The organism is Halomarina halobia, assembly GCF_029338575.1.
Taxonomy (GTDB): domain Archaea; phylum Halobacteriota; class Halobacteria; order Halobacteriales; family Haloarculaceae; genus Halomarina; species Halomarina halobia.
Genome location: NZ_CP119992.1, coordinates 1121354 through 1143969, shown reverse-complemented (window position 1 = coordinate 1143969; position 22616 = coordinate 1121354). Strand labels below are relative to the sequence as shown.

The following is a 22616-nucleotide window of genomic DNA, read 5'->3' as shown; positions in this document are numbered from 1 at the left end:
CTCCGACTCACTCCGACCGTTCGCCGACGGCCACGTCGGTGTACTTGTGCTTGTCGAAGCCCGCCGCCCCGGTCTTCGGCACGTCGACCCACGGGTAGTAGAACCCCTCCCCGATCGGGTGGTACACCGGGAGGACGACGACGTCCTCCCAGTTGGCCTCCTCCATCGCCAGGTACGCCTCCCCGCGGGCGCGCCGATCCTCGTCGGTGTCCCGGGGGTGCGCCCGGATCCGCTCCCAGGCGGACCGCGCCCGGTCGGCGGCGGGCGTTCCGCCCCAGGTCCTAAACGGGGACTCGTCGTTCGCCGGGTCGAGCAACTGCAGGAAGTTGTCCGGGGCGGGGTAGTCCATCGTCCAGGAGAACGAGAAGGCCTCCAGGGAGCCCGCCGTCGCGCGCTCGACCAACGACGGGAACGGCGCGGACTCGATCCGGACGTCGAGTCCGACGTTCGCGCCCTTCGAGCGGAGGAGATCGCCGGTCTCGCGCCACTCGGCGCTCTCGTAGGTCGTGAACGTTAGCGACGTCGGGTTCGATCGGTCGCGCCCGGCGGCCGCGAGCGCGGCGCGGGCGCGTTCCATTCCCTCCTCGCCGTCGTACGGGTAGCCGCGGGCGTGGTCGTCGTACCCCGCCGACCCGCCGGGGAAGACGTTCGGCGGGGTCAGGTGGGCCGCCGCCTCGCCGCGTCCCTTGTGGACCTGCTCGACGACCGTCGGGGCGTCGAGCAGGTGGGCGACTGCCCGACGGACGGCCCGGGGGACGGCCTCGGGATTGAACCCGACGAAGTACGTCGCGACGACCGGAACGCGGAGGTACGAGGCCGTGAGGCCGTTCGAGAGCGGTCCGTACGTCCCGACCGCGCGGCCCCCCTCGTCGGTCGACTCGACGTCGACCTTCGCGGGGTCGAACGCCGCGCTCGGAACCCAGAACGCGTCGACCTCGCGCTCGAGCGCGAGGTCGAAGGCGGCGGCCGGGTCCTCGACGACCTGCCAGCGGATACCGGAGATTCGCGGCCCCTCGCCGTAGTAGTCGTCGCGCGCGACGACCCGGTACGACGTCCCCTCCTTCCAGTCGTCGAGCGCGAACGGTCCCGCCCCCACGGGCGAGTCGCGGGCGAAGCGCTCGTAGGCGAGCCTCCCCTCGTGACCCTCGACGTCCCCGACGATCCCCTCGGGAACGATCCCGAACGCGGGGAGCGCGAGCACGTCCAGGGCGGCGTGAAACGGTTCGTCGAGGCGGAGTTCGACCGTGCGCTCGTCGGTCGCCCGCACGCCGAGCGACCCCGGAACGTACGCCTCCGTCGGTCCGTCGTCGCCCTCGACCGTCCGCGTCTCGTGGGCGACGCCGAGCACGTCGAGCAGCGTGCTCGCCCACAGCGAGTGCTCCGAGGCGGCGACCCGCTCGAACGAGTAGACCACGTCGGCGGCCGTGAGCGCGCTCCCATCGGCGAACGTCGCCTCCTCCCGGAGCGGGAAGGTGTAGACCCGCCCGCCGTCGGCGGTGCGGACGTCGGTCGCCAGGCGGGGTTCGGGGTCGAGCGACCCCGCCCGGTAGTGGACGAGGCCGTCGTACAGCTGCGTGATGACGCTGGTGGACTCGGTGTCGATGGCGTTGATCGGATCGAGCGACTGGAGCTGCCCGCCGATCATCCGGAGCGTCCGTCGCCTCCGGTCGTCGTCGGACTGCGACCCGTTCGAGGGCGAATCGCCCGAGGGGGAAAGCGCCGCGCATCCCGCGAGCGCGAGCGCGCCGCCGCCCCCGAGGAGCCGCAGCGCGTCGCGTCGCGTCACTGTCGGGGAACCGTCGGTGGGATCGGGTGGGAGGATCATAGGACCGATATCTGCTGAAGCGGATGGGGATATATAATCTTATCCTGAATATTTAATTAATATATTGAATACCTATACGTGACGAGTGCCACCGAGTAGCGCGGCGGCTCGCAGCCGACCGCCTCGGGGACGTAGTCGGAAGGAATCGAAAGTCGGGGGGGATCGACCCGCGGTGCGCGTGCTACGCCTCGGCGAAGTGGTCGTCGAACTCGCCGTCGTCGATCCGCTGCTTGAACGTGCGGGCGTCCTCGCCCTCGACGGTGACCCCGAGGGAGACGCAGGTCCCCGCGACCTCCTTCGAGGCACCCTTCACGTCGTAGGCGAGCAGGTCGGGCAGTTTCTGCTCGGCGATCTTCGTGAGCTGTTCCAGCGTCATGTCGGCGACGAACTCCGCCTGCGGCCGGCCGCTGCCGGTCTCGAAGTCGAGTTCGTCCTTGATGAGCGCCGCCGTGGGCGGCACGCCGACCTCGATCTCGAAGGAGCCGTCGTCCTCGTACGTGACCGTGACGGGCACTTCCGTGCCGTCGAAGGCGGCCGTCTGGTCGTTGATCTCGTTGACGACTGCCTGCACGTCTACCGGCGTCGGCCCCAGTTCGGGACCGAGCGGCGGGCCAGGATTGGCCTGGCCACCGGGGACGAGCACCTCGATAGTTCCAGCCATACTCGGTATGACCCCCTTCGAGGTTTTAACCATTGTCTTCTCGCCTCTCCCGAGTGGGATTTTCACACGGGTCTCGCGGGGGCGGACGCGAGTATAATACACGTCCGCGTCCGCGCGACGAGCGCCGACGGTGGCGGTCGGTGACGGTGGCGACGGCGGAAGGGGTGAGAGGGAGAGCGGGGCGCGCGTCGTTCCCTACGGGACGAACACGCCCTTGCGGCTCAGCCAGTCGCTGGCCCGGTTGATCTCGACGGGGCTGCCGATGATGCGCGTGGTGTCACCCTGTTCGAGAAAGGAGAGGGTGAACTCGCGCTCGAGGTCCCGCTTCAGACCGTCGAGCGCCCCGGTGGGCAGGACGATCTGCGTGCTGTCGCGGAACCGCTCGGCATCGCTCATCGTCCGAGAGGTGTCCTGCCGGCGGTATATAACTGCCGAAGCGCAAGACAAGCCTTTTCGGGGGCGACGGCGGAGTGGAGGACGATGGGACTTGAGGAGGAGATCGAGGCAATCGAGGAGGAGATCGCCACCACTCCGTACAACAAGTCCACCGAGGCGCACATCGGCCGGCTGAAGTCGAAGCTCGCCCAGAAGAAGGAGAAGCTGGAGAACCGATCGTCCGCCGGCGGCGGCCAGGGCTACGCCGTCGAGAAGACCGGCGACGCCACCGTCGCGCTCGTGGGCTTCCCGAGCGTGGGCAAGTCGACGCTGCTCAACGCGCTCACCAACGCCGAGAGCGAGATCGGGGAGTACGAGTTCACCACCCTCGACGTGAACCCCGGGATGCTCCAGTACGGCGGGGCCAACATCCAGATCCTCGACGTGCCGGGGCTGATCGAGGGGGCGGCGGGCGGCCGCGGCGGCGGCCGGGAGGTCCTCTCGGTCGTCCGCACCGCCGACCTCGTGCTGTTCGTCCTCTCGGTCTTCGAAATCGAGCAGTACGACCGCCTGAGGAAGGAGCTGTACGACAACAAGATCCGCCTCGACACCCGCCCGCCGAACGTGAGCGTCTCGAAGAAGCACAAGGGCGGGATCAAGGTGACGACCCCGGGCGACGTCGGCCTCGACGAGGAGACGATAAAGGGGGTGCTCCGCGAGTACGACTACATCAACGCCGACGTCACCGTCCGCGAGGAACTCACCATCGATCGCCTCGTGGACACCCTGATGGACAACCGCGTCTACCTCCCGTCGCTCGTCACGGTGAACAAGGTCGACCTCATCGACCGCGACTACCTCGAGACCGTCCACGAGGACCTCCGCGAGCGGGGCATCGACCCCGAGGAGGCGGTGTTCATCAGCGCCGAGGCGGAGAAGGGCCTCGACTCGCTGAAGGAGTCCATCTGGGAGGCGCTCGGGCTGATCCGCGTCTACATGGACAAGCCGGGGCGCGGCGTCGACTACGAGGAACCGCTGATCCTCCGGGAGGGCGAGAACGCGGTCGGGGACGCGCTCGAACAACTCGGGGGCGACTTCGAGTCGCGGTTCCGGTTCGCCCGCGTCTCGGGTCCGAGCGCGAAACACGACGAACAGCAGGTCGGTCGGGAGCACGAACTGCGGGACGAGGACGTGCTCCGGCTGATCGTGCGGCGATGAGCGACCGGGCCGCGGGCACGCCGAACCGTCGCCTGTTCGTCCTCCTCGCGCTCGTCGCCGTCCCCTGGACCGCCGTGCTCGTGGGCGGGGCCGTGACGCTCGTCTATCCCTTCGGGCTCGTGGACCCTGCCTCGCTCCACCTGACGACCCTCCCCGACTACCTCTCGTACACGCGGGGTCGGATCCCGGCGTTCATCCAGGCGTGGCCGATCGGAGTCGCGCTGTACGCCGCGGCGCTCCTCAGCGCGGCGCTCGGGGTCGTCCGACGCGAGGACCCGCGGCTCACCGGGGGGCTGCTGGTGCTGACGGCGGTGAGCCAGCTTCCGCTCGTCGTCGGCTTCTCCCAGCGGTTCGGCTACACCGCCCTCCCCGTCGGCACCGTCCTCCTGCTCGCCGTCGCGTGGTGGTTCTACCGGCCCGCAGTCCGTCGGTTCGGGTAACGCCGGCGCGCCCCTCGTCGATCACCGCGGGCCGCGAGACGGCTCCCGGCGGTCGCCGACCTCGGGGACGACCGCGTCCCGCAGCCGGTCCACCGCCGATTCGTCGCGGGCTGGCGGTCGATCGGGCCGCCGTGTCGTCCCCGTCGGACGTCGGCGGACCAGGAAACCCTTAGTGTGTGCCGAGAGTAGCTCGGCGTGATGAATCCGACGCTCGATCACACGATGATGCGCGTCGAGGACCTCGACGCCTCCCTCGAATGGTACCGAACGCACCTCGACTACGAGGAGAAGGGCCGCATGGAGATGGACACCTTCACCAACGTCTACATCGGCCCCGAGGGGCTCCACGAGGAGGGCGCGGTGCTCGAACTCACCTACAACCACGACGACAGCACCTACGAACTGGGCGACGCGTGGGGGCACATCGCCGTCCGGGTGGACGACGTCTACGACGCCTACGAGGAGCTGATGGAGGGCGGCGTCGAGGACTACCGCGACCCCGACTCCTGCGGCGGGCGCTACGCCTTCGTGACGGACCCCGACGGCCACGAGATCGAGATCGTCCAGCGCGACCACGGCGCGCGCTGGAGCATCGACCACACCATGGTCCGCGTCGAGGACGCCGACGCCGCCCTCGGCTGGTACCTGCGAAAGCTCGGGTTCGAGATGGTGCGCCGCGCCGAGATGGACGACTTCGCGCTCTACTTCGTGAAACCCGAGGGCGCGGCCGAGGAGGCGATGTCCATCGAACTCACCTACAACTACGACGGGCGGAGCTACGAACTGGGCGACGCGTGGGGGCACTTCGCCGTGATGGTCGACGACCTCGAGGACGCCTGGGGGACGCTGATGGGACGCCACGCGGAGGACTACCGCGACCCCGAATCCTGTGACTACACCTACGCGTTCACCAGGACCAACGACGGTCACGAGGTCGAGATCCTGGACGCCTGGCCGGACGCGGTCGAGTAATCCGACCGAACGAGACCGATCGGGGCGGGTCGGTCGTCTACGGACCGGTCCCAGAAGCCGTTCTGCGCGGCGATCGACCGCGTCCGAGGCGTTAATCACCCATTAACGCCCCGGTACATCGACCGAATCAGCGGTTACCGTCCCGCCGAAAACGGTTCGAAAGTCCTGTATTTTCCAGATCGGTCGTTATTAGAATATTACTTATACCCCTGGCGGCCGCCACTGCAACCGCAGGCGGTGACAGTACTCCCCACCCGAGTCTTATAGTGGCCGGAATTTCATCGGTTCACCGGCGTGGCGGACACTGTCACCAGTCATCCACTCAAAAATCATGGCACTTACATCGATCCGGGTTCGCAGCCTGTTTCTGACCACGCTCATGGTCCTCTCCGTGTTCGTCGGGTCCGTCAGCCTGGTCGGAGCCGCTGCGGGCTCAACCCTCCAGCAAAATTCGTCGCAGGACGAGTCATCGGTCGTTAGCTTCACGAACGCAGAGTACAACGCCTCTCGCGGTGGTATCGCCGAAATCGACGTGGCGACGTCGGGAGTGAGTACGGCCTACGTCACGATCAACTCGAAGGAGGCCGGGTACAACCCGACGGTGAAGGTCACCGACGGTAACCTCGACGGTCGCGTGCGGATCCTGTTGAACACCTACGACACGCCCGACGGCCCCGCTCAGAGCTTCGGCGTCGGGTCGTCGGCCGACAGCGTCGAGTACGTGAGCGGTGCGGCCAACACGTCCGACCCGCTCCCGATCGGCGAGTACAGCCTCACCGTCCGGCCGGACCGCGGTGGGAACGCGGCCGACTCCGCCACGCTGAAGCTCACCTACGGCGGGCCGAGCACCTTCGGTACGTTGACCGCGCCCGACAGGTACAACCTCAGTGACTTCAGTACGACGCGCGAGATCTGGAACCGCTCGGTGTCGACCAGCCGCGTCGCCCAGGGTGACCTCGTCATCGCCCGCCTGGGCGGTTCCGGGCTCGCGGGCGCTATCATCGCCAACCAGGATCAGGGCGAGTCGGTCGAGAAGGCGTTCATCGACTTCCTCAACCAGCGCGATGGGAACAGCGACGTCGCGTTGATGACTATCAGACAGCCACAGACCGGCGAGTCGGTTCGGATCAATCCGAACAACATCAACGTCGTGCTCGCGCCGGAGAACGGAGCCGTCTTCTTCGTCATCGACACGGACGACCTCAGAGTCGGCAAGCAGTACAACTGGCGCTTCGCCGTCTCGAGCGCCAGCGGGATCGTCGACAGGACGGCCGGCGTGTCGACCTCGTTCATCGTCGAGCCCCGAAAGGCCGAGTTCAACACCGAGGCGCGTAACGGCGAACAGACCGCGGTGACCTACGCCGACGCGGGCGCGAGCCTCAGCGGGAAGACGACGCTCGCGCCGAACTCGGAGCTCCAGGTCACCGCCAGGAGCGGCGACAAGACGCTCACCAGCCAGACCGTCACCGTCGCCGAGGACCGCACCTGGGGCGCGACCTTCGACCTGACGGGCGTCGAACCCGGCACGGAGTTCACGGCGACGGTCAGCGGGGCCGGCGTCGAGGAGCGGACCGTCCCCGGCTACGTGAAGGAGGGACGGACGGCGTCGATCGAGTTCAGCGACCAGGACTCGAACGGGAGCGTCGTGACGGTCGACTCGGTCAACATGTCGACCGGCGGGTTCGTCGTCATCCACGACACCTCATACGAGAACGGCGAGGCAGTACAGAGCGTCCGGGGCGTCTCGAAGTACCTCACCCCCGGAACCCACGAGAACGTGGAGATCAAGCTCGAACGGCCGTTCAGCGAGGGCGGTGACGCCATCGCCATGGCGCACCTCGACACGAACGAGAACAAGGAGTTCGACTTCGTCTCCTCGCAGGGCGAACTCGACACGCCCTACGTGATGGACGGTAATCCGGTCGCCAGCACCGGAACGCTCGCGGTCGGCGGATCGGGCGGGAGCGCGTCCGTCGGGCCGGGCTTCGGCGCGATCGCCGCCCTCGTCGCTCTCGTCGCCCTGGGCCTGTTCGCGCTGCGCCGCGACTGACCGAGACCGCGACTCCCGATTCTCGCGTTTTTCACGCCCGCCGAGCGTCGCCTTCGGAGAGCCACCGCCGCCGCGGGCGGAACCGGCCCGGTCAGTCACCGCGAACGCCCGGTTGAGCAAGCAACAGGCAATGTGTATCTCGCGTGCGCGCGACGTGGGAGGCGGGGTCGGCGGCGTACGGTCCGACTTCGCCGACACTCCCACCGGACGCGGACACTTTCCGTTCGGCGACTGTACTCTATCGGTGAATAGCTATCTGACTGGCCGATAGGTCGTTCATCGATTTCGACCTATCGAATTCGTGTCTAACACGGTCGGGGACTCGACGCTTCGCCCGACGTTCACTCCACAAAGGCTATATCTCATGAGTTCCATGATGTCAGATCTTAACACAGAGGATGACTCACCAGAAAGCATTTATAACAATGAGCACTGTTTCTGCCTGTACCCCTACCCATGGTGACAGTATCCCATTCCGACGGATCTCGCGGTCGTGATACCGGGCCGCACGGTCGGATGGCGGTACTGCCGCCGATGGTACACACATAACCATGACAGGTACATACAACACCAAGATCCGCAGCCTGTTCCTGGCTGCGCTGATGGTCCTCTCCGTAGTGGCGGGGTCCATCGCGCTGACGGGAGCTGCCGCTGCGGCCAACGAATCCATCAACGATGGTGGCGTGTACTTCATTGGGCAGACGCTCGTGTACAGTAACGCGTCTGCTGGTGAAGACTACGCGCTCACGAAGGACGGCGAGTTCGTCCGCGAATACACCGCTGACAGTGACGGTACCGTGACGATCGAGACGAGCGCTCGTACAGCCGGCTCCTACGCGCTGAGCGGTCCGGGGCTGAGTGATCCTCTCGACTTCACGCTCACGCACCAGGACCTCACCGCCGAGTTCGGTCAGGACGACAGCGCGAACGACGCGCTCGTCGTCGACTCCGGCCGGAGCGGCTACGACGTGAACCTCAGTTCGAACGACCTGAGCGAGCAGGAACTCAAGGACCTGTTCAACGTGACCGACCTGACGTTCACCGTCAACGGGAACACCGGCTACTTCAACTACAACCTCAGTAACGTCAATCTCGCCGACGGCCAGTACGACGTCACGGTCGACGTGACCGACACGAACGCCAACGCGACGGCGACCCTCAGTGTCGGCACCGGTGCCGACGACGCCGCCGAGTTCGTCAAGCCGATCATCACCGAGGACCGCGGCGACATCGCCGAGATCGAGGTGAACCTCACGAACGTGCAGGACGCGTACGTCAAGGTCGGATCGAGCGACGTCAACTACGAGCCCGAACTGAAGGTACACGACGGGAACGGCGACGGCACGGTCACCATCCTGTTCAACACCTACAATACGACCAACAGTGACAGCTCCACGGCGTTCACGGCGCTCAACGCGAGCGAGGGTGACTCGGTGACTGTCCTCACGAACGCGAGCACGCCCAAGCCGCTCGCGGCGACGGACTACGATCTCGTCGCTGGCACGCTGAACAGCGCGGGTGACGGTATGGCGACCGAGACCGGCGTCGGCACGCTGGTCATCACGGAGAGCACCGTCAGCACGATGGGATCGCTCACGGCACCCGCGAGCGTCGACATCTCGAAGTTCGAGACGCTCTCGGACGTGACCGACGTCTCGACGTCGAGTAGCAGGATCGCGATGGGTGACCACGTCGCGCTCCGCATCGGCGGCTCCGGTTACTTCGGTGCTGCCGGCGACGACTTCGAGGGCTTCGTCGCCAACAACTCCGACGCGTCGTTCAAGATCGCCAAGGTCAACAGCGGCCCGAACGCCGACGCGCCCGCCAACCACTTCGGTAACATGACGACGAAGATCGTCTACGACGAGAACCGGAAGGCGACCTTCGTGGTCTTCGACTCCGACTCGCTCGGCACGGACGCGACGCAGAAGCTCGGCAACTACCGGGCCAACTTCACGTTCGAGGGCGACTCCGTGACGACGAGCTTCAAGGTCGTCGAGCGCACGGGCTCCTTCGACACCGAGACGGTCAACGGCAACGAGACCGTCGTCGTCAAGGCCGAGCAGGACGCGAGCATCTCGGGGTCGACCTCCGTCGCACCCGGAACGAAGCTCCGCATCATCGCGAAGGCCACCGGCGACAGCCCGTTCCTGCTCAGTAAATCCGTCACAGTTCAGGAAGACGGCACCTTCGCCGGTTCCTTCGACTTCTCGGGCGCTTCGGTCGGCACCGAGTTCACCGCGACCCTGAAGGACGTCTCCAGCGAGGACATCGTCGCACAGGGTATCGTCGAACCCAGCCAGTCCGCCTCGGTCAGCGTCTCCGACCAGGCGAACGACGGCTCCTACGTGGTCGTCGACTCGGTCACCCTCTCTGACGGTGGCTTCGTGACGATCCACGACGCGACGCTCAACGAGTCGCCGTTCGACAGCGTCCGCGGCACCTCGAGCTACCTCGAGGCCGGCACGCACTCGAACGTCAACGTCAGCCTGGACACGCCGTACCAGGAGTCCGGTGAGGTCATCGCGATGCCCCACCTCGACACCGACGGCGACCAGACGTACGACTTCGTCACCTCCGAAGGGAGCGACGACGGTCCGTACACCGCCGACGGCGCGGCAGTCGTCGACGGCGCGACCCTGACGGTCGAACAGAAGGAGACCGGTGACAACGAGACCGGCGACAACGAGACCGGTGACGACGAGACCGGTGACGACGAGACCGGCGACAACGAGACCGGCGACAACGAGACCGGTGACGACGAGACCGGTGACGACGAGACCGGTGACGACACCACGCCCGAGGAAGGCCCCGGCTTCGGCATCGTCGCCGCGCTCGTCGCGCTCGTCGCCGCCGCGCTCGTCGCGCTGCGCCGCGACTGATAGAACCGCCCGCTAACCGCCGAACCCCTCTCCGGGTTCGACTATCCACTTTCGCTTCTTTCGGCCGCTGCGCCCCCGAGCGACGGCCACGGGCGGCGTGGGCCGTCCTGCCAACGACAAGACCTATGCCGGTTTCCCGCCTGTATGCGGATATGTTAGGGCCACTGTTGAGTGCGCTTGCGTGGGCCCACCGCTTCGCGGATCCGCTGGCGTGGATCGTCGTGGCGGCGTTCCTCGGCGGCGCGGCGCTGGAAGCCGCGGACCGGGACGCGCGCTACCGGCCTCTCGTCTTCGGCTACGTCGGCCTGCTGGCCGCGACGACCGCGCTGGTGGTCGCGCTCGGATGGGAGCGCTTCCTCCCGCCGGCGGTCGTCTCGCTGCTCGCGGTCGGCGGCGCGACGCTGGCGTGGACCCGCGGTGCGGACGCGGCGCGCTATCTCACCGTCGGCGCGTGGGTCGCGTTCGGGCTGTTCTGGCTGACGCTCGTCCACCACTTCGCCGTCACCCAGCGGAGCGTCATCGAGGGGATCGGCGCGGTCGTCGCCGTGCCGGGGTGCCTCTACGCCGGCTACCTCCTCCTTCGCGGGCGTGACTCGCTGTACGTCCTCTCGCGGGCGGTCGCGGCGATGGGGCTGGTCGTCCTGCCCGCCGAGTCGCTGTTCGTGGTGCGGGCGTTCCTCGTCGAATCGGTCACGACCCAGACCGCCTTCCTCATGAACCTGCTCGGACAGACCCAGCCGGCGGACTTCACCGTGCAGAGCGGGGCCATCGTCGGGCGCGCCGACCTCCGGAGCACGTTCGTCTTCTGGGACGGCGACCACCGTATCACCTACACCATCCTGCTCGCCTGTACGGGCGTCGGGAGCATGGCGATCTTCGCGGGCGCGATCGCGGCCGTCCGCGCGCCCCTCTCCCGGAAGGTCCGCGCGTTCGCCGTCTCGCTCCCCGTCATCTACGCGCTGAACCTCGTGCGCAACGTCTTCATCGCGCTCTCGTTCGGCCAGCAGCGGATGCACGTCTTCCCCGACCTCGTCCTTACGGTGTTCGCCGCGGAGGACCCCTACCGGGTATCCTACTTCGTCGCCGACCGGATCATCGCCCAGAGCGCGTCGGTCCTCGCGCTCGTGGCCGTCACGTACCTCGTGGTGCGGGAACTCCCCGAGGTGTTCGTCATTCTCGAGGACGCGCTGTTCATGCTGACGGGGACGGAGTACGACCTTGCCTCGGCGTTCGACGACACGCGTCGGCCCCCGCCGCGCGGCGTGACGAACGACGATTGACCCCCCGTCAGCCGGTTCGCCCCTCCACGACCTCCTCCGGCGCGCCGGCGAGTTCGACCAGCGCCTCGGCTTCGAGCAGGTGGAGGTCGCCCGGCAGGACGAGCAGGTGCAGCGGGTCGCCGAAGTCCCGCGCGGCGAGCGCCGAGAGGCGGTCGGCGGCGACGACGGGGTCGGGGCTCCCGGCGCGACAGACCGCCGCGGCGAGGGCGTCCTCGTAGCTCCCGGCGAGCAGTTCGGCGGCCGCGTCCGCCGTCATGTACTCCTCCCGCTCGCGCTTTATATCGAGGTAGACGAGCGTGTGCAGGCCCCGCTCGCGGTTCCCCTCGATCGTCTCGACGACGCTGCCCGGAACGTCGTCCCCGCCGTGCGCGTAGGGGAAGGGGAGGGTCGTCGCCTTGCCGAAGCGGTAGTTCTGGAGGCCAGTGAGCGAGGCGGCGGCCGCCTCGGCTGTGGTGCCGTGGATCACGCGCGTCTCGATCCCGCGGGCCGCGGCGCGCAGTCGGAGGTCGACGTGCGTCGTCGAGATCATCGTATCCCCGGCGGTGAGGAAGGCCGCCGTCCCCTCCTCGGCGGCGTCGAGGATCGGGTCGGGGGTCCCCTCGACACCCGCGCGGTCGCGCACCTCGATCTCGACGTCGTGGTACGCCGCGACCGCCTCGACGGTGGTACCCATCAGTCGGCTGGTGTAGAACTCGGCGAAGACGCGGTCGGCCTCGCGGAGCGCGTCCCGCCCCTCGACGGTGATCGAGCGCTCGTCCCAGAGGCCGAGTCCGATGAAGGTGAGCATGCTCGCCCTCGGCCCGCTCCCGGGTTAAGCCTCCCGAGACGAGGTCGGACGGGCGGCGGGTCGCGATGGGCGCGGCCCGTGGACCGGAGCGGCGGCCCCCGAACGATTTAGCCGCCTCCGTTCGTGCGCCTCCTATGGAGTACGTCTCCCTCGGTTCGACCGGTACGAAGGTCTCGCGGCTGTGTTTCGGGACGTGGCGCTTCGGCAAGCGCTCGGGCGGCGTGGTCGAAACCGGCCGCGAGGCGGCCCACGACCTGCTCGACGCGGCGTGGGACCGCGGCATCAACTTCATCGACACGGCGAACGTCTACGGCGATCCGAACGGGACCAGCGAGGAGTACATCGGGGAGTGGCTGGAGGGGCGCGACCGCGAGCGGTTCGTGATCGCCTCGAAGGTCTACTTCCCGTTCGACGAGGACGATCCGAACGGGCGGGGACTCGGGCGGAAGCACGTCCGGGCGCAGATCGAGGGCACTCTCGACCGACTCGGCACCGACTACCTCGACGTCTACTACATCCACCGCTGGGACGACGAGGTGCCGATCGAGGAGACGCTCGCGACGCTCGACGACCTCGTCGAGGAGGGCCGGGTGAACCACCTCGGGGCCTCCACGATGGCGGCCTGGCGGCTGACGAAGGCGCTCTGGAGGAGCGACGTGCACGACTGGGAGCGCTTCGAGGTGACCCAGCCGCTCTTCCACGCGGCCTACCGCGACGACGTGGCCGACTACCTCGACGTCTGCGCGGATCAGGACCTCGCGGTCTGTCCCTACTCGCCGCTCGCCGGCGGCTTCCTCACCGGGAAGTACGAGCGCGCCGACCCGGACGACCCGAGGCGGGTCGAGGGTCCCGACGGCTCGCGCGCTACCCTCGACGAGCGCTTCTCGGACTACTACCTCTCCGAGCGCGGCTGGCACGTCCTCGACGCGATCCGTGACGTCGCCGACGAGGCGGGGGCGACGCCCGCCCAGGTCGCCCTCCGGTGGCTGATCGACCAGGAGGCGTTCACGTGCGTCCCGATCGTCGGCGCGCGGACGGTCGAGCAACTGGACGAGAACGTCGGCGCGGTCGACGTCTCGCTGACCGACGAGGGGTACGAGCGGATCGGCGCGGCGCGGTACGCGGAGGAGGGGCGGCGCTGGGGGCACTGACCGCGGAAAGCGAAGCCCGTAAGCCCGTCGCCCGGCGATTCCAGGTATGGACGTGCCGTGCGTGCGCGTGCGACCGACGGCTGGCGAGGGGACCCGCCGGGAGCTCGCGGCGCTCGACCTCATCGCGGACGAGTACGAGATCACCGTCGAGGACGGCTGGCTCTACATCCCGGTCGTCGCGGAACCCGAGGGGTACGACGTCGTCGCCCACGACGTGCCCCCCCGGGAGGGCCAGACGCTCCCCGACGACATCCTCGGGTTCGCGCCGCGCTACGAGCGCCTCGGCGACATCGCGATCCTCGAGGAGGACAGCGCGGAGCGCGCCCGCGAGATCGCGGACGCGCTCGTCGCCTCGGATCTCCCCGTCGAGAGCGTCGTCAACCGCGCCTCGAAGGTCAAGGGGGACATCCGGGTGCGCGACTGGGACGTGCTCGCCGGCTCGACGCGCACGGTCCACCGCGAGTACGGCTTCGAGTACGAACTCGATCTCGCGCGGGTCTACTTCTCGCCGCGGTTGGCGACCGAGCGCCACCGCGTCGTAGAGCAGGTCGAGGCCGGCGAGCGCGCGTTCGACATGTTCGCGGGCGTCGGGCCGTTCGCGATCCCGTTCGCCGCCCGCGGCGCGGAGGTGGTCGGGACCGACCTCAACGAGGTGGCGATCGACTACCTGCGGCGGAACGCGGCGCGAAACGGCGTTTCAGACCGCGTGACGGCAATCGCGGGTGACGTGCGGGAGGTCGAGGGGTACGACGACTGGGCCGACCGCGTCGTGATGAACCTCCCCCACAGCGCGTGCGAGTTCCTCGACGCCGCCGTGGCCCTCGCCGGCGACGACTGCACGCTCCACTACTACGACATCCAGCACGAAGAGGACCCGTTCGGGCCGGGCGAGCGGGCGATCCGCGAGGCGGCCGGCTCCGACTACGAGGTGGCAGTCGAGACCCGTCGCGAGGTGCGCTCGTACGCCCCCCACGAACTCAACGTCTGCCTGGACGTGCGCCTGACGCGGCGACGGTGACCGCGTCGGGGGGCGGCGTGCGGTCACCTCGTCGGCGCGCTACGCCCCGGGGACGCCGAGAGCGTCCATCCCGACGCCGAGGAACGTTCCGAGGAGCCACAGCACGACGGCCGAGGCGATGACCGCGATGACGCCGACCGCGGCGGCCGCGAACCACCCGCCGGGGTACTGCCAGTTGATGACGCCGATCCAGGCGATGACCGCGAGGAGCGGCCCCAGCAGGGGGATCCAGCCCAGGAAGAAGCTCACCAGCGCCCACACGAGCGCCCCGACGAGCGCCGTGAAGACGGCGCGACCGAATCCCACGTCCCGGTCGATGATGAGCGTCGCGCCGATGTGGATGCCGATCGCGCCGATGAGCAGGCTGATGACGAACGCGACGATAGAGCTCGTCAGCCCGGCGTCGGCCTGGAGGAGGAGTTCGCTCATCTCACGTCCTCCAGTTCATGGTGATCGTCATCTCCTGGCGGCCCTTCCTGATGAGCGCCGAGCGTTCCTTCACGTTCACCTCGCAGGCGACCTCGTTTCCCGGTTGGAGCGAGACGCGCTTGTTCCCGACCTGGATGGTCGCCCCCTCGCCCTCGCCGCGGGCGAACTCGTCGGCGATGCTGTGGAGGTACGACGCGAGTTCGTCCCGCGTCATCTCCTCCTCGAATGATGTCGTCTCAGTCATGGGTCCGACTACAAAGTACGTGACGGAAAGTTATGAAAGCATTGCGCGCAGACACAGGACCCCGTTCTCGACCCGGAGAAGTAACGCGACTCTCGCGTCTTTCGTCGGCCGTTCCCGACGGTCGCGTCCGGCTCCTCCGTCGCGGCCGTCCACTCTCGGCCCCACCGAAATCGGTACACTCCCGATACTGTTGCAAAGGCAATGAGTGGTCGGATCGCCTCCCCGTACATCCGGTCGGACCGATACCGACGCGCCGGTGGCGTTTTCCCCGCTGGACGAGTAGATCGACGCGAGATCGCGCCGACGTGGTCGCCCGACGTTTTCCGGAGACCGGCGCGCTCGACGCTCCGTGATGATATCATGAAGATAGGACTCGAAGTTGAATACTGGCTCGTGGACGGGGACGGCGAACTCATCGCCGTTCCGTCGGAACTCCCGGCGGACCACGACTTCCTCGAGGAGGAGTTCATCCCGCCGCTCCTCGAGGTGCTCACGCCGCCCGCGTCCTCCCACGAGGAGCTCCGGACGGCGCTCGTCGACCGACTCGAAGCGACGCTGGAACTGGTCGACGAGTACGGCTACCGCCTCGTCCCGCTCGGGTCGCCGTTGGCCCGCGAATCGCTCTCGATAACCAGCGAGCGGGGGAAGGTCCTCCAGCGGATCTACGGCGAGGAGCTGGAGTACGCGAAACACTGCGCCGGAACCCACGTCCACTTCGACAAGGCCGAGGTCGTCCGGCAGTTGAATCTACTCACGGGTCTCGACCCCGCGCTCGCACTCGTCAACTCCTCGCCGTACTACAGCAGCAGCCAGGTCGCCAGTTCGTCGCGGGCGGCGGTCTACCGCTACGAGGCTCACCGGGAGTTCGCCCGCTACCGCGACCTCTGGGACTACGTCTCGGACATAGAGGAGTGGAACGCTCGGGTCGAGGAGCACCACCGGGACCTCCGGCGGATCGCCGAGGAGGTCGGCATCGACCGCGAGCAGTTCGAGCGGTACTTTCCGCCGGAGAGTTCGGTGTTCACCCCGGTTCGGCTGCGCGAGCAGTCGCCGACCGTCGAGTGGCGCGCGCCGGACACCGCACTCCCGAGTCAGACGCTGCGACTCGTCGAGGACGTCGAGCGACTCCTCGCCCAGACGGAGTACAAGGAGGTCGCTGTCGGCGAGACCGGGGTGTGGGCCGACCGCATCGGCGTGCCGCCGTTCTCGGAACTGCAGGAGTTGAGCAGGGAGGCGATCAGCGACGGACTCCGCTCGCTTCGCGTCCAGGACTACCTCGCGACGATGGGGTTCGACGTCACCCGGTACGATCCGATCGCCGACCGGATCGAACGGAACTGGACGATCCCCCGGGAGCGGGCCCTGGAGATCCGACTCCGGTTCGCGGACGAACTCGAGGCCGACGTCGAACGCCTCTCGTGAGGTGGTCCCGGTGCGCTCGACCGCAGACCGTGCGGTCCCGGCGCGGATCGCGCTCGACGCGGACGCGGTGCCCGCTCGCGTCCGCCGTTCGGGGGAGAACGGTTCGCGCCCCGGAGTTTCACGCCCCCGGCAAATAGGTATATCCTGCTGCCATGTGCGTGGTGTTACAGGGCACGACTGACCACGGTTCGTCGCTGCTCCAGAGGGGGGATTCAGGTGGGGATGTCACCGTTTCGGAGGCTGGTGAACCGCACGAATCCGTGGTCGGCTGTTGCCCCGTTTTGGTTCGGACCCACTGAGAAGTGGACTCATCCGTACCGACTCCTCGGGTAGCGGGCTGATTTGGGCGAATTCGCGGACTGACCGACACCGTACCGTTCGTCGGTGATCGTGTCCCCATCCCCGTCGCTCGAAACTACCTCTGTCCAGCGCGTCTCCCGACAGATCCTCGAAGCGGCTGCTCCGCGGGATCGACGACCGCCTCGGGATCGCCGTCGGACGGCGAGTGGGTGGAGGGTGAGTGGTCGGTGAACGCCTGACGGGCCGGTTCGGTCATCTCCAGCGCACGCGGGTGGGATGAGCGCTCGGGGCGCACTCCCTCCTCGGCCGTTACTATCGGCCATACGTCGTTATGGACCGGATACTCGCGTATCGGGGGCTCTAACGCTCGGCGAACGGTAGGTTCGCCGTCTCGACACCCTCTCACCAATTTATTACAGAAAAATACCCAATGACCGAAAGATAGACGTTAGTGCGGTGTCATCGATTCGGTAGGGCGCGACAGCTACACGCCATCGGACGGTCACGGCCCGGTCGTTCCGCGACCACTGAGCTCCTGTTCGAACGGGACGTGACCGACACAGGTGGGAGAGGGGACTCCCCGAGGTAGGTGCGTGCCCGATCTGCGATCGCGGCCTGCCGGACCCCGCCGCCGAATCGTGTGCCATCAATCGAAGGGGACCGGCGGCCCGTTCTCTCTGCCCGATCGTCGACTGACTCGGCTGCGCTCCGTCCGGGCGAATCTCCCGCGCCGATCACGCGATCCACCGATGCCGTCGTACCGAGTAACGACCGACGGCGCGGGTGATACGCCGATTAACTATGGTCCGTCCGGGAGAGGGTGGTGGCATGACGTTGTTCAAACTCACGGGGTTCCAGCGCGACCTCCTGTACGCGATCGCGGGCCACGACCGCCCGTCGGGTCAGCAGCTCAAGGACGACCTCGAGGCCGCGTTCGACGGCGAGATCACCCACGGCCGGTTGTACCCCAACCTGGACACGCTCGTCAACCGGGGGTACGTCGAGAAGGGTCGGGTCGATCGCCGCACCAACTACTACGTGCTCTCGGAGACGGGGAGGGAGGCGCTCGCCGCCCGCAAGGAGTGGGAAGACGGGTACCTACCCTTCGAAACCTCCAGCGGTTCCTGACGCCGATTCCGACCCCGGCGTCGGCAGACGTCCCCGCCCGTAGCCCGAACGCCCCCGGCGACGTATCGCCGACGAACGCTCGGGGCCGGCGGTTCGCGGGCGTTCGGCCGTCCGCCGGGGCGATCCGCGCTACTCCGCCTCCCTCTCTACGGTCTCGCCGTCGAACGCCCGCTCGCTCATCAGGGCGTGCTCGACGAGCGCCTCGTGGGCGCGTCGAAGGCGCTCGGAGAGCGCCTGGTGGGAGATGCCGAGTTCGTCGGCGAGTTCGGCGGTGGTGACGCCGCGGGGGACCTTGTAGTAGCCGTGTCGGAGCGCCGCGCCGAGCGTCTCGTGCTGGGCCGTCGTCAGGCCGAGCGTGCCGGGGCGTTCGGCGTTCATCTGGTGGACCTTCAGGTACTTCAAGTCCATATCCTTCCCTCCGCAGGCGTCGTGCGTCCGCGAGAGCGCCTCCCGGTTCGGGAAGAGCACGCGAAACTGCCAGCCGTCGTGGGAGGCAGTCGCCGCGAGTATCGTCGCCTCCTCCTCGACGAACTGCCGGACGAGCGTCCGCACCCACCCTGCCCACTCCACCTGAAACAACTGCTCGCCGTCGACGTCGGAGAACAGCGAAACCGTCTCGACGCTCGAATCGCTCCCGAGCGCGGTCGTCAGCGCCTCGCCGTCCATTCCGCTCGACCAGAGGTACGGCATGACGCGGCCGGCATCGTAGGCGACGACGCGTTCGATCTCGAACGTCACCCCCTCGTGTCGCTTCAGCGTCTCGTGAAGCGCGAATTTGTCCGTTGGAACTCCGATCTCCGCGATGGTCCCCGACATTATACGTGATACCAGTCCTCGGGACCGGATATCGTCATTGGCGGATCGCGGGGACAGAAACCGTTCCGGGACACTCTCGCGGGATCGACCGTCGGCCGCCGTCCGCTCGCCGAACTCCGTCTCCGGGAGATGCCGGACCGTCAGCCGTCGGCGAGCGGACCCGCGGTGTGGTCGTTCTGTGCCGAGAGTACCACGCTCCGGGCGTTCGCGCGGACGGACCGGTTCGTGGAGCCGTAGATGAACTGCCGCAGCGAGCCCTTGGTCGGCGCACCGATCACGGTGAGTGGATAGTACCGCGACTGCTCGATGATCGCCTCCACGGTGTCGGCCGCTTCGAGTATCCAGGTGGTGGTGGTCTCGGGTCGCTCGATGCGCTCGTACGCCGCGTCGACGTACTCCTCGGCGGCGTCCCGTCGACGATCCGGGGCGTCCTCCTCGACGACGTGGAGGATATCGATCCACGCGTCGCAGTCCTCGGCGATCTGCCGGGCGACGTCCGTCGCCAGGCCGGAGTGGGGGCCGCCGGCGATCGGGAGGAGGATCGATGGCACCTCGCCGTAGCCGCTTCGCCCGTTGACGACGACGACGTCGCACTCGGCGTGGGCCGCGATCTGCTCCGTGACCTTCCGGCGGAGGAGGTCCTTCGGCGAACTCCCCGGGAGGACGAGCGTGTCCACGTCGTGGGTCGCGATCGTGCGGAGGACGCCCTTGACGATCCGACGGCTGTACAGGAACCCCCCGTCCACCCGCGACGTCAACGCGGAGGCCTGATTCAGCGCCCAGTCGAGGAGCTCGTGGTCGTCGTCGGTCGCGACCTGCTCGCGGAACTCCATCGGTGTCTGTTCGGGTACCCTGATGGGGTTCGTGATGTGGAGGGACGCGTCCGTCGCCCGCGCGAGGGTCGCCGCGATCTCGATCTGGTCGGTGACCGCCGGGGCCTCCCGGGCGAGGAGCGGCACGAGGATGCGCTCTCCCGTGAGCTCTCCCGCGATGTGGGCCGTCCCGTCCGGGAGATCTCTCCCGTCTCCCAGCCACGTCGCTGTGAACGGTGTGAAGTCCATACCCCCGCCTTCGCGCTCGCGTTATAAAAAATACGGGAGTTAATCGTTAACAACGGGGGCGTCTGCGATCGATCGCGTCGAAAAATCAGTCCGTCGCGCCGCCCGTCACGCCGTTTTCTCCTTCGCAGACATCTCCGCGGAGCGCGCTCCGTAGAGCTGGTAGGCGAAGTACAACTCGTACAGGCCGGCGAGGCCCACCAGCAGGTAGACGAGCGCCTCGACGGTCGGGACCGAGCCGAGCAGGACGTTCACGACGTTCCAGTTCGCCTCGACGAACATCCCGAGCCCGACGAGCCCCCATACGAGCGCGCCCACGATGACCAGGGCGAGGGAGGCCCAGTCGACGGGACTGGCGCGGATCTGTCCTTCGTACTTCACTGTGCGTCACCTCCAGAACGTGTATAGGGCAGTTCCGAGTAAAAAGACATCGCCATTTTCTGCCGAATTAAGATTAATATTCGATATAACCTCCATAACGCGGATCAAAACTCGATTAAGTAACAAATATACCGAAAAGGTGATGTCGTATCGCGGTGTACTCGCCTTCGAACAGGGAGGTGAAAGAGATGCTGCCAGTAACGACACCGAACAGCTGGACGCAGGGTATCGGCCTGCCGTCCCGCCTGTTCCCGAGCGGGTTGTTCGGGGACGCCTTCGAGGGCGTCGAACTCTACGAGGAGGACGACGCCTTCGTGTTGACCGTCGACGTGCCCGGCTTCGAGCGGGACGAGATGACCGTCACGTGGGACGACGGCCGGCTCAACGTCGCAGCCGAGCACGTGGACGAATCGCTCGGTCGCGAGAAGACGTTCCACCGGTCGTTCCGCTTCCCCAAGGACATCGAGGTGGACGACGTGAGCGCCTCGTACCGCAACGGCGTCCTCGAGGTGACGCTACCCATCCCCGCGGACGCGACGACCCGCGGCACGCGGATCGAGATCGAGGGCTGACCGTCGCGGCCTTCGGCCCGTCGGACGCCCCTCGAGATCTCCCACAGCGCGTAACGTCAGATGCCAGCGTAGCGGTTAGCCGCCGACTCTACCCGGTGATTTCCGAGCGAGTGCCCGTGCGGGTCGTCCGGAACGAACCGACTCGGTATCCGACGGAGTCTCCCCGACGCACGGAAACGGCGGTCCTCTCGCCGTCAATCGGTATGCCGACCGCGCGGCCCGCCCGTTCGGGCCGCGCGGTCAGGTCTCCCGTGAGGAGGTGACGGCCGCGGAGAGGTGTGACCAACCATGAAGAGATACGAGGAAGACCCCGCAGACGAAGAGACGAGCACGACCACGACGACCAGGCGGTTCGAAGGTCTCGACGCCCGCTTCGGAAGCGACCCCGAAGAGATCTACGTCGAACTCCGGATGGGGAGTCCCGCCTACATTCACGTCCGGGAAGGCGACTACCTGCAGGAGGGCGATGCGTTCCACCGCGAACAGATCGGGATGGAATCGCCGACGCTGGAGACGTGGGAGGTCGTCGACATCACCCCCGAGATCACGGTCGGCCGTGATATCGACACGGGCGAGGGGGTCACGTGGCCCCGCGAGGAGGTCGAGAAGGGCCTGGCGATCGGTCGATACTCCACGAACCTCACCGACTTCGAGTGGGTAAGCGTCTATCAGGTCGGTCGGTGGGGGGACTACGACCCGGAGGGCGAGGGGTCCGGTACCCGGTACACCGGCCGGCCGTACGTCTCCGTGGTCGCCTACGGCGACAACGGGTTGAAGTACGGTCGTCGTTACCGGTTCGTCGATCCCGGGTCGAACGAGATCTACCTCTGGAAGGCGGACGAGCCGCGGGGCGGCTTCAGCGAGGAGGTAGCGGAGCGACTCGACCGGCGCGTTCGGGAGGCGCTGAAGGCCGAGGGCTACGCCGTGACCGAGCGGAGGGCGACCGAGGCGTGAGCGCCGCGCCGTGTGCGGGTGCAGGAGTGCCGGTGACGAACGCCGCGTCGTTTTCCACCCTCGCCGCGGTAGTTCCTCCCGTGCGACCCGGTTATCCGTATATTTTTCATAACTATCCGGTACATAACTAATTGCCGCCGAGGTGATGATCGACTGTCGCCGTGGGGACGTCGTGCCTCGCGTGTGACCCCGTCAGCGGACGGGACCGAAACACAGGTGGGAACGCAACGGATCACCAGACTCCAACCGTCTCCCCCTCCCCGCGTATAGAGGGGAGGGAGCGGGACGTCCGTTGCCGAACGCAGTCGCTCGGGCGGGTCGAGTTCGCGTCCGTAGATACAGGCGGGGACGTGAGATCGCCGCGAGCACGACCGCCGCGCATCGCTACCTCCAGGGGTTCCGGGATCACTTGTTCGTCGAGCGACCCCACGAGGACGGACTACATCGCGTCCCCCGACGGCCCGACCGGACTCCCCGGCCCTTCGCCGGAGCTGCCCGGCCATCGCGCTCCGCTCTCGGTGCGAGAACGCGAACGCGAACGCGGACCGGGACGGGTGACAACCGTGGAGCCCCCGGCTCGCAACTCGGAATCCGGTAGGGTACGGATACGGTGACGCTCGTTCTTCTCTATACATTCCCGTTGAGCTATTATA

The 22616-nt window shown here is 67.4% G+C and carries 21 protein-coding genes; 12 read left to right on the top strand and 9 right to left on the bottom strand.

Going from position 1 to position 22616, the window contains the following annotated elements; all coding sequences use genetic code 11:
* Positions 1-7: 7 nt before the first annotated feature.
* From P1K31_RS06100 to P1K31_RS06090, 3 genes are all read right to left on the bottom strand, one after another.
* On the bottom strand, positions 8-1825 hold the full coding sequence (locus P1K31_RS06100; protein WP_276305397.1) for an ABC transporter substrate-binding protein: 1818 nt from the start codon (positions 1823-1825) through the stop codon (positions 8-10).
* 181 nt (positions 1826-2006) lie between these two features.
* The gene (locus P1K31_RS06095) at positions 2007-2486 is read right to left on the bottom strand and encodes a 50S ribosomal protein L11 (RefSeq protein ID WP_276305396.1); all 480 of its coding nucleotides are present in this window, start codon (positions 2484-2486) and stop codon (positions 2007-2009) included.
* A gap of 195 nt (positions 2487-2681) precedes the next feature.
* Positions 2682-2882, bottom strand: coding sequence for a VNG_1110C family protein (locus tag P1K31_RS06090; protein ID WP_276305395.1), 201 nt, complete (start codon positions 2880-2882; stop codon positions 2682-2684).
* Positions 2883-2966: 84 nt separating this feature from the next.
* Here P1K31_RS06090 and P1K31_RS06085 point away from each other — a divergent pair, with 84 nt between their 5' ends.
* The 6 genes from P1K31_RS06085 (at position 2967) to artA (ending at position 11703) form a co-directional block, all read left to right on the top strand.
* On the top strand, positions 2967-4079 hold the full coding sequence (locus tag P1K31_RS06085; RefSeq protein WP_276305394.1) for an OBG GTPase family GTP-binding protein: 1113 nt from the start codon (positions 2967-2969) through the stop codon (positions 4077-4079).
* Positions 4076-4519: a TIGR04206 family protein gene (locus P1K31_RS06080; RefSeq protein ID WP_276305393.1), complete on the top strand. Its 444-nt coding sequence runs from the start codon at positions 4076-4078 to the stop codon at positions 4517-4519. Before P1K31_RS06085 ends, P1K31_RS06080 begins: the two co-directional genes overlap by 4 nt.
* Positions 4520-4717: 198 nt before the next feature.
* Complete coding sequence (locus P1K31_RS06075) at positions 4718-5491, top strand: VOC family protein (RefSeq protein WP_276305392.1); 774 nt, start codon at positions 4718-4720, stop codon at positions 5489-5491.
* Positions 5492-5822: 331 nt separating this feature from the next.
* Positions 5823-7541: a DUF7282 domain-containing protein gene (locus P1K31_RS06070; protein WP_276305391.1), complete on the top strand. Its 1719-nt coding sequence runs from the start codon at positions 5823-5825 to the stop codon at positions 7539-7541.
* A 551-nt stretch (positions 7542-8092) separates the two neighbouring features.
* Positions 8093-10423: a DUF7282 domain-containing protein gene (locus tag P1K31_RS06065; RefSeq protein ID WP_276305390.1), complete on the top strand. Its 2331-nt coding sequence runs from the start codon at positions 8093-8095 to the stop codon at positions 10421-10423.
* Between the two features lie 152 nt (positions 10424-10575).
* Entirely contained in the window at positions 10576-11703 is a 1128-nt protein-coding gene (gene artA, locus P1K31_RS06060; RefSeq protein ID WP_276305389.1) for an archaeosortase A, read from the top strand.
* A gap of 7 nt (positions 11704-11710) precedes the next feature.
* Here the strand turns inward: artA and dph5 are convergent, their stop codons facing one another.
* Positions 11711-12490, bottom strand: coding sequence for a diphthine synthase (dph5, locus tag P1K31_RS06055; protein ID WP_276305388.1), 780 nt, complete (start codon positions 12488-12490; stop codon positions 11711-11713).
* Positions 12491-12624: 134 nt separating this feature from the next.
* On the opposite strand from dph5, the gene P1K31_RS06050 reads away from it, so the two are divergent.
* On the top strand, positions 12625-13641 hold the full coding sequence (locus tag P1K31_RS06050) for an aldo/keto reductase (RefSeq protein WP_276305387.1): 1017 nt from the start codon (positions 12625-12627) through the stop codon (positions 13639-13641).
* Positions 13642-13687: 46 nt separating this feature from the next.
* Positions 13688-14659, top strand: a complete 972-nt coding sequence (locus P1K31_RS06045; protein ID WP_276305386.1) for a class I SAM-dependent methyltransferase — start codon at positions 13688-13690, stop codon at positions 14657-14659.
* 39 nt (positions 14660-14698) lie between these two features.
* On the opposite strand, the gene P1K31_RS06040 is transcribed toward P1K31_RS06045, so the two are convergent.
* Positions 14699-15088, bottom strand: coding sequence for a hypothetical protein (locus P1K31_RS06040; RefSeq protein WP_276305385.1), 390 nt, complete (start codon positions 15086-15088; stop codon positions 14699-14701).
* A gap of 1 nt (position 15089) precedes the next feature.
* Positions 15090-15332 carry an amphi-Trp domain-containing protein gene (locus tag P1K31_RS06035; RefSeq protein ID WP_276305384.1) on the bottom strand — a complete coding sequence of 81 codons (243 nt, stop codon included), beginning with the start codon at positions 15330-15332 and terminating at the stop codon, positions 15090-15092.
* A gap of 360 nt (positions 15333-15692) precedes the next feature.
* On the opposite strand from P1K31_RS06035, the gene P1K31_RS06030 reads away from it, so the two are divergent.
* Together P1K31_RS06030 and P1K31_RS06025 are read left to right on the top strand one after the other, a co-directional pair.
* The gene (locus tag P1K31_RS06030) at positions 15693-16754 is read left to right on the top strand and encodes a glutamate-cysteine ligase family protein (protein WP_276305383.1); all 1062 of its coding nucleotides are present in this window, start codon (positions 15693-15695) and stop codon (positions 16752-16754) included.
* 1134 nt (positions 16755-17888) lie between these two features.
* Positions 17889-18182, top strand: coding sequence for a PadR family transcriptional regulator (locus P1K31_RS06025; RefSeq protein ID WP_276305773.1), 294 nt, complete (start codon positions 17889-17891; stop codon positions 18180-18182).
* A gap of 129 nt (positions 18183-18311) precedes the next feature.
* On the opposite strand, the gene P1K31_RS06020 is transcribed toward P1K31_RS06025, so the two are convergent.
* The 3 genes from P1K31_RS06020 to P1K31_RS06010 all read right to left on the bottom strand — a co-directional run bounded on the left by P1K31_RS06020 (position 18312) and on the right by P1K31_RS06010 (position 20437).
* Positions 18312-18998 carry a helix-turn-helix domain-containing protein gene (locus P1K31_RS06020; RefSeq protein ID WP_276305382.1) on the bottom strand — a complete coding sequence of 229 codons (687 nt, stop codon included), beginning with the start codon at positions 18996-18998 and terminating at the stop codon, positions 18312-18314.
* 140 nt (positions 18999-19138) lie between these two features.
* On the bottom strand, positions 19139-20059 hold the full coding sequence (locus P1K31_RS06015) for a universal stress protein (protein WP_276305381.1): 921 nt from the start codon (positions 20057-20059) through the stop codon (positions 19139-19141).
* A 105-nt stretch (positions 20060-20164) separates the two neighbouring features.
* Entirely contained in the window at positions 20165-20437 is a 273-nt protein-coding gene (locus P1K31_RS06010) for a DUF378 domain-containing protein (protein ID WP_276305380.1), read from the bottom strand.
* A gap of 188 nt (positions 20438-20625) precedes the next feature.
* On the opposite strand from P1K31_RS06010, the gene P1K31_RS06005 reads away from it, so the two are divergent.
* Both P1K31_RS06005 and P1K31_RS06000 read left to right on the top strand, forming a co-directional pair.
* Positions 20626-21009 (top strand): Hsp20/alpha crystallin family protein, encoded by a 384-nt coding sequence (locus P1K31_RS06005; RefSeq protein WP_368410885.1) that lies wholly within the window; start codon positions 20626-20628, stop codon positions 21007-21009.
* 288 nt (positions 21010-21297) lie between these two features.
* Positions 21298-21963, top strand: a complete 666-nt coding sequence (locus P1K31_RS06000) for a hypothetical protein (RefSeq protein ID WP_276305378.1) — start codon at positions 21298-21300, stop codon at positions 21961-21963.
* The last annotated feature ends 653 nt before the right edge of the window (positions 21964-22616 follow it).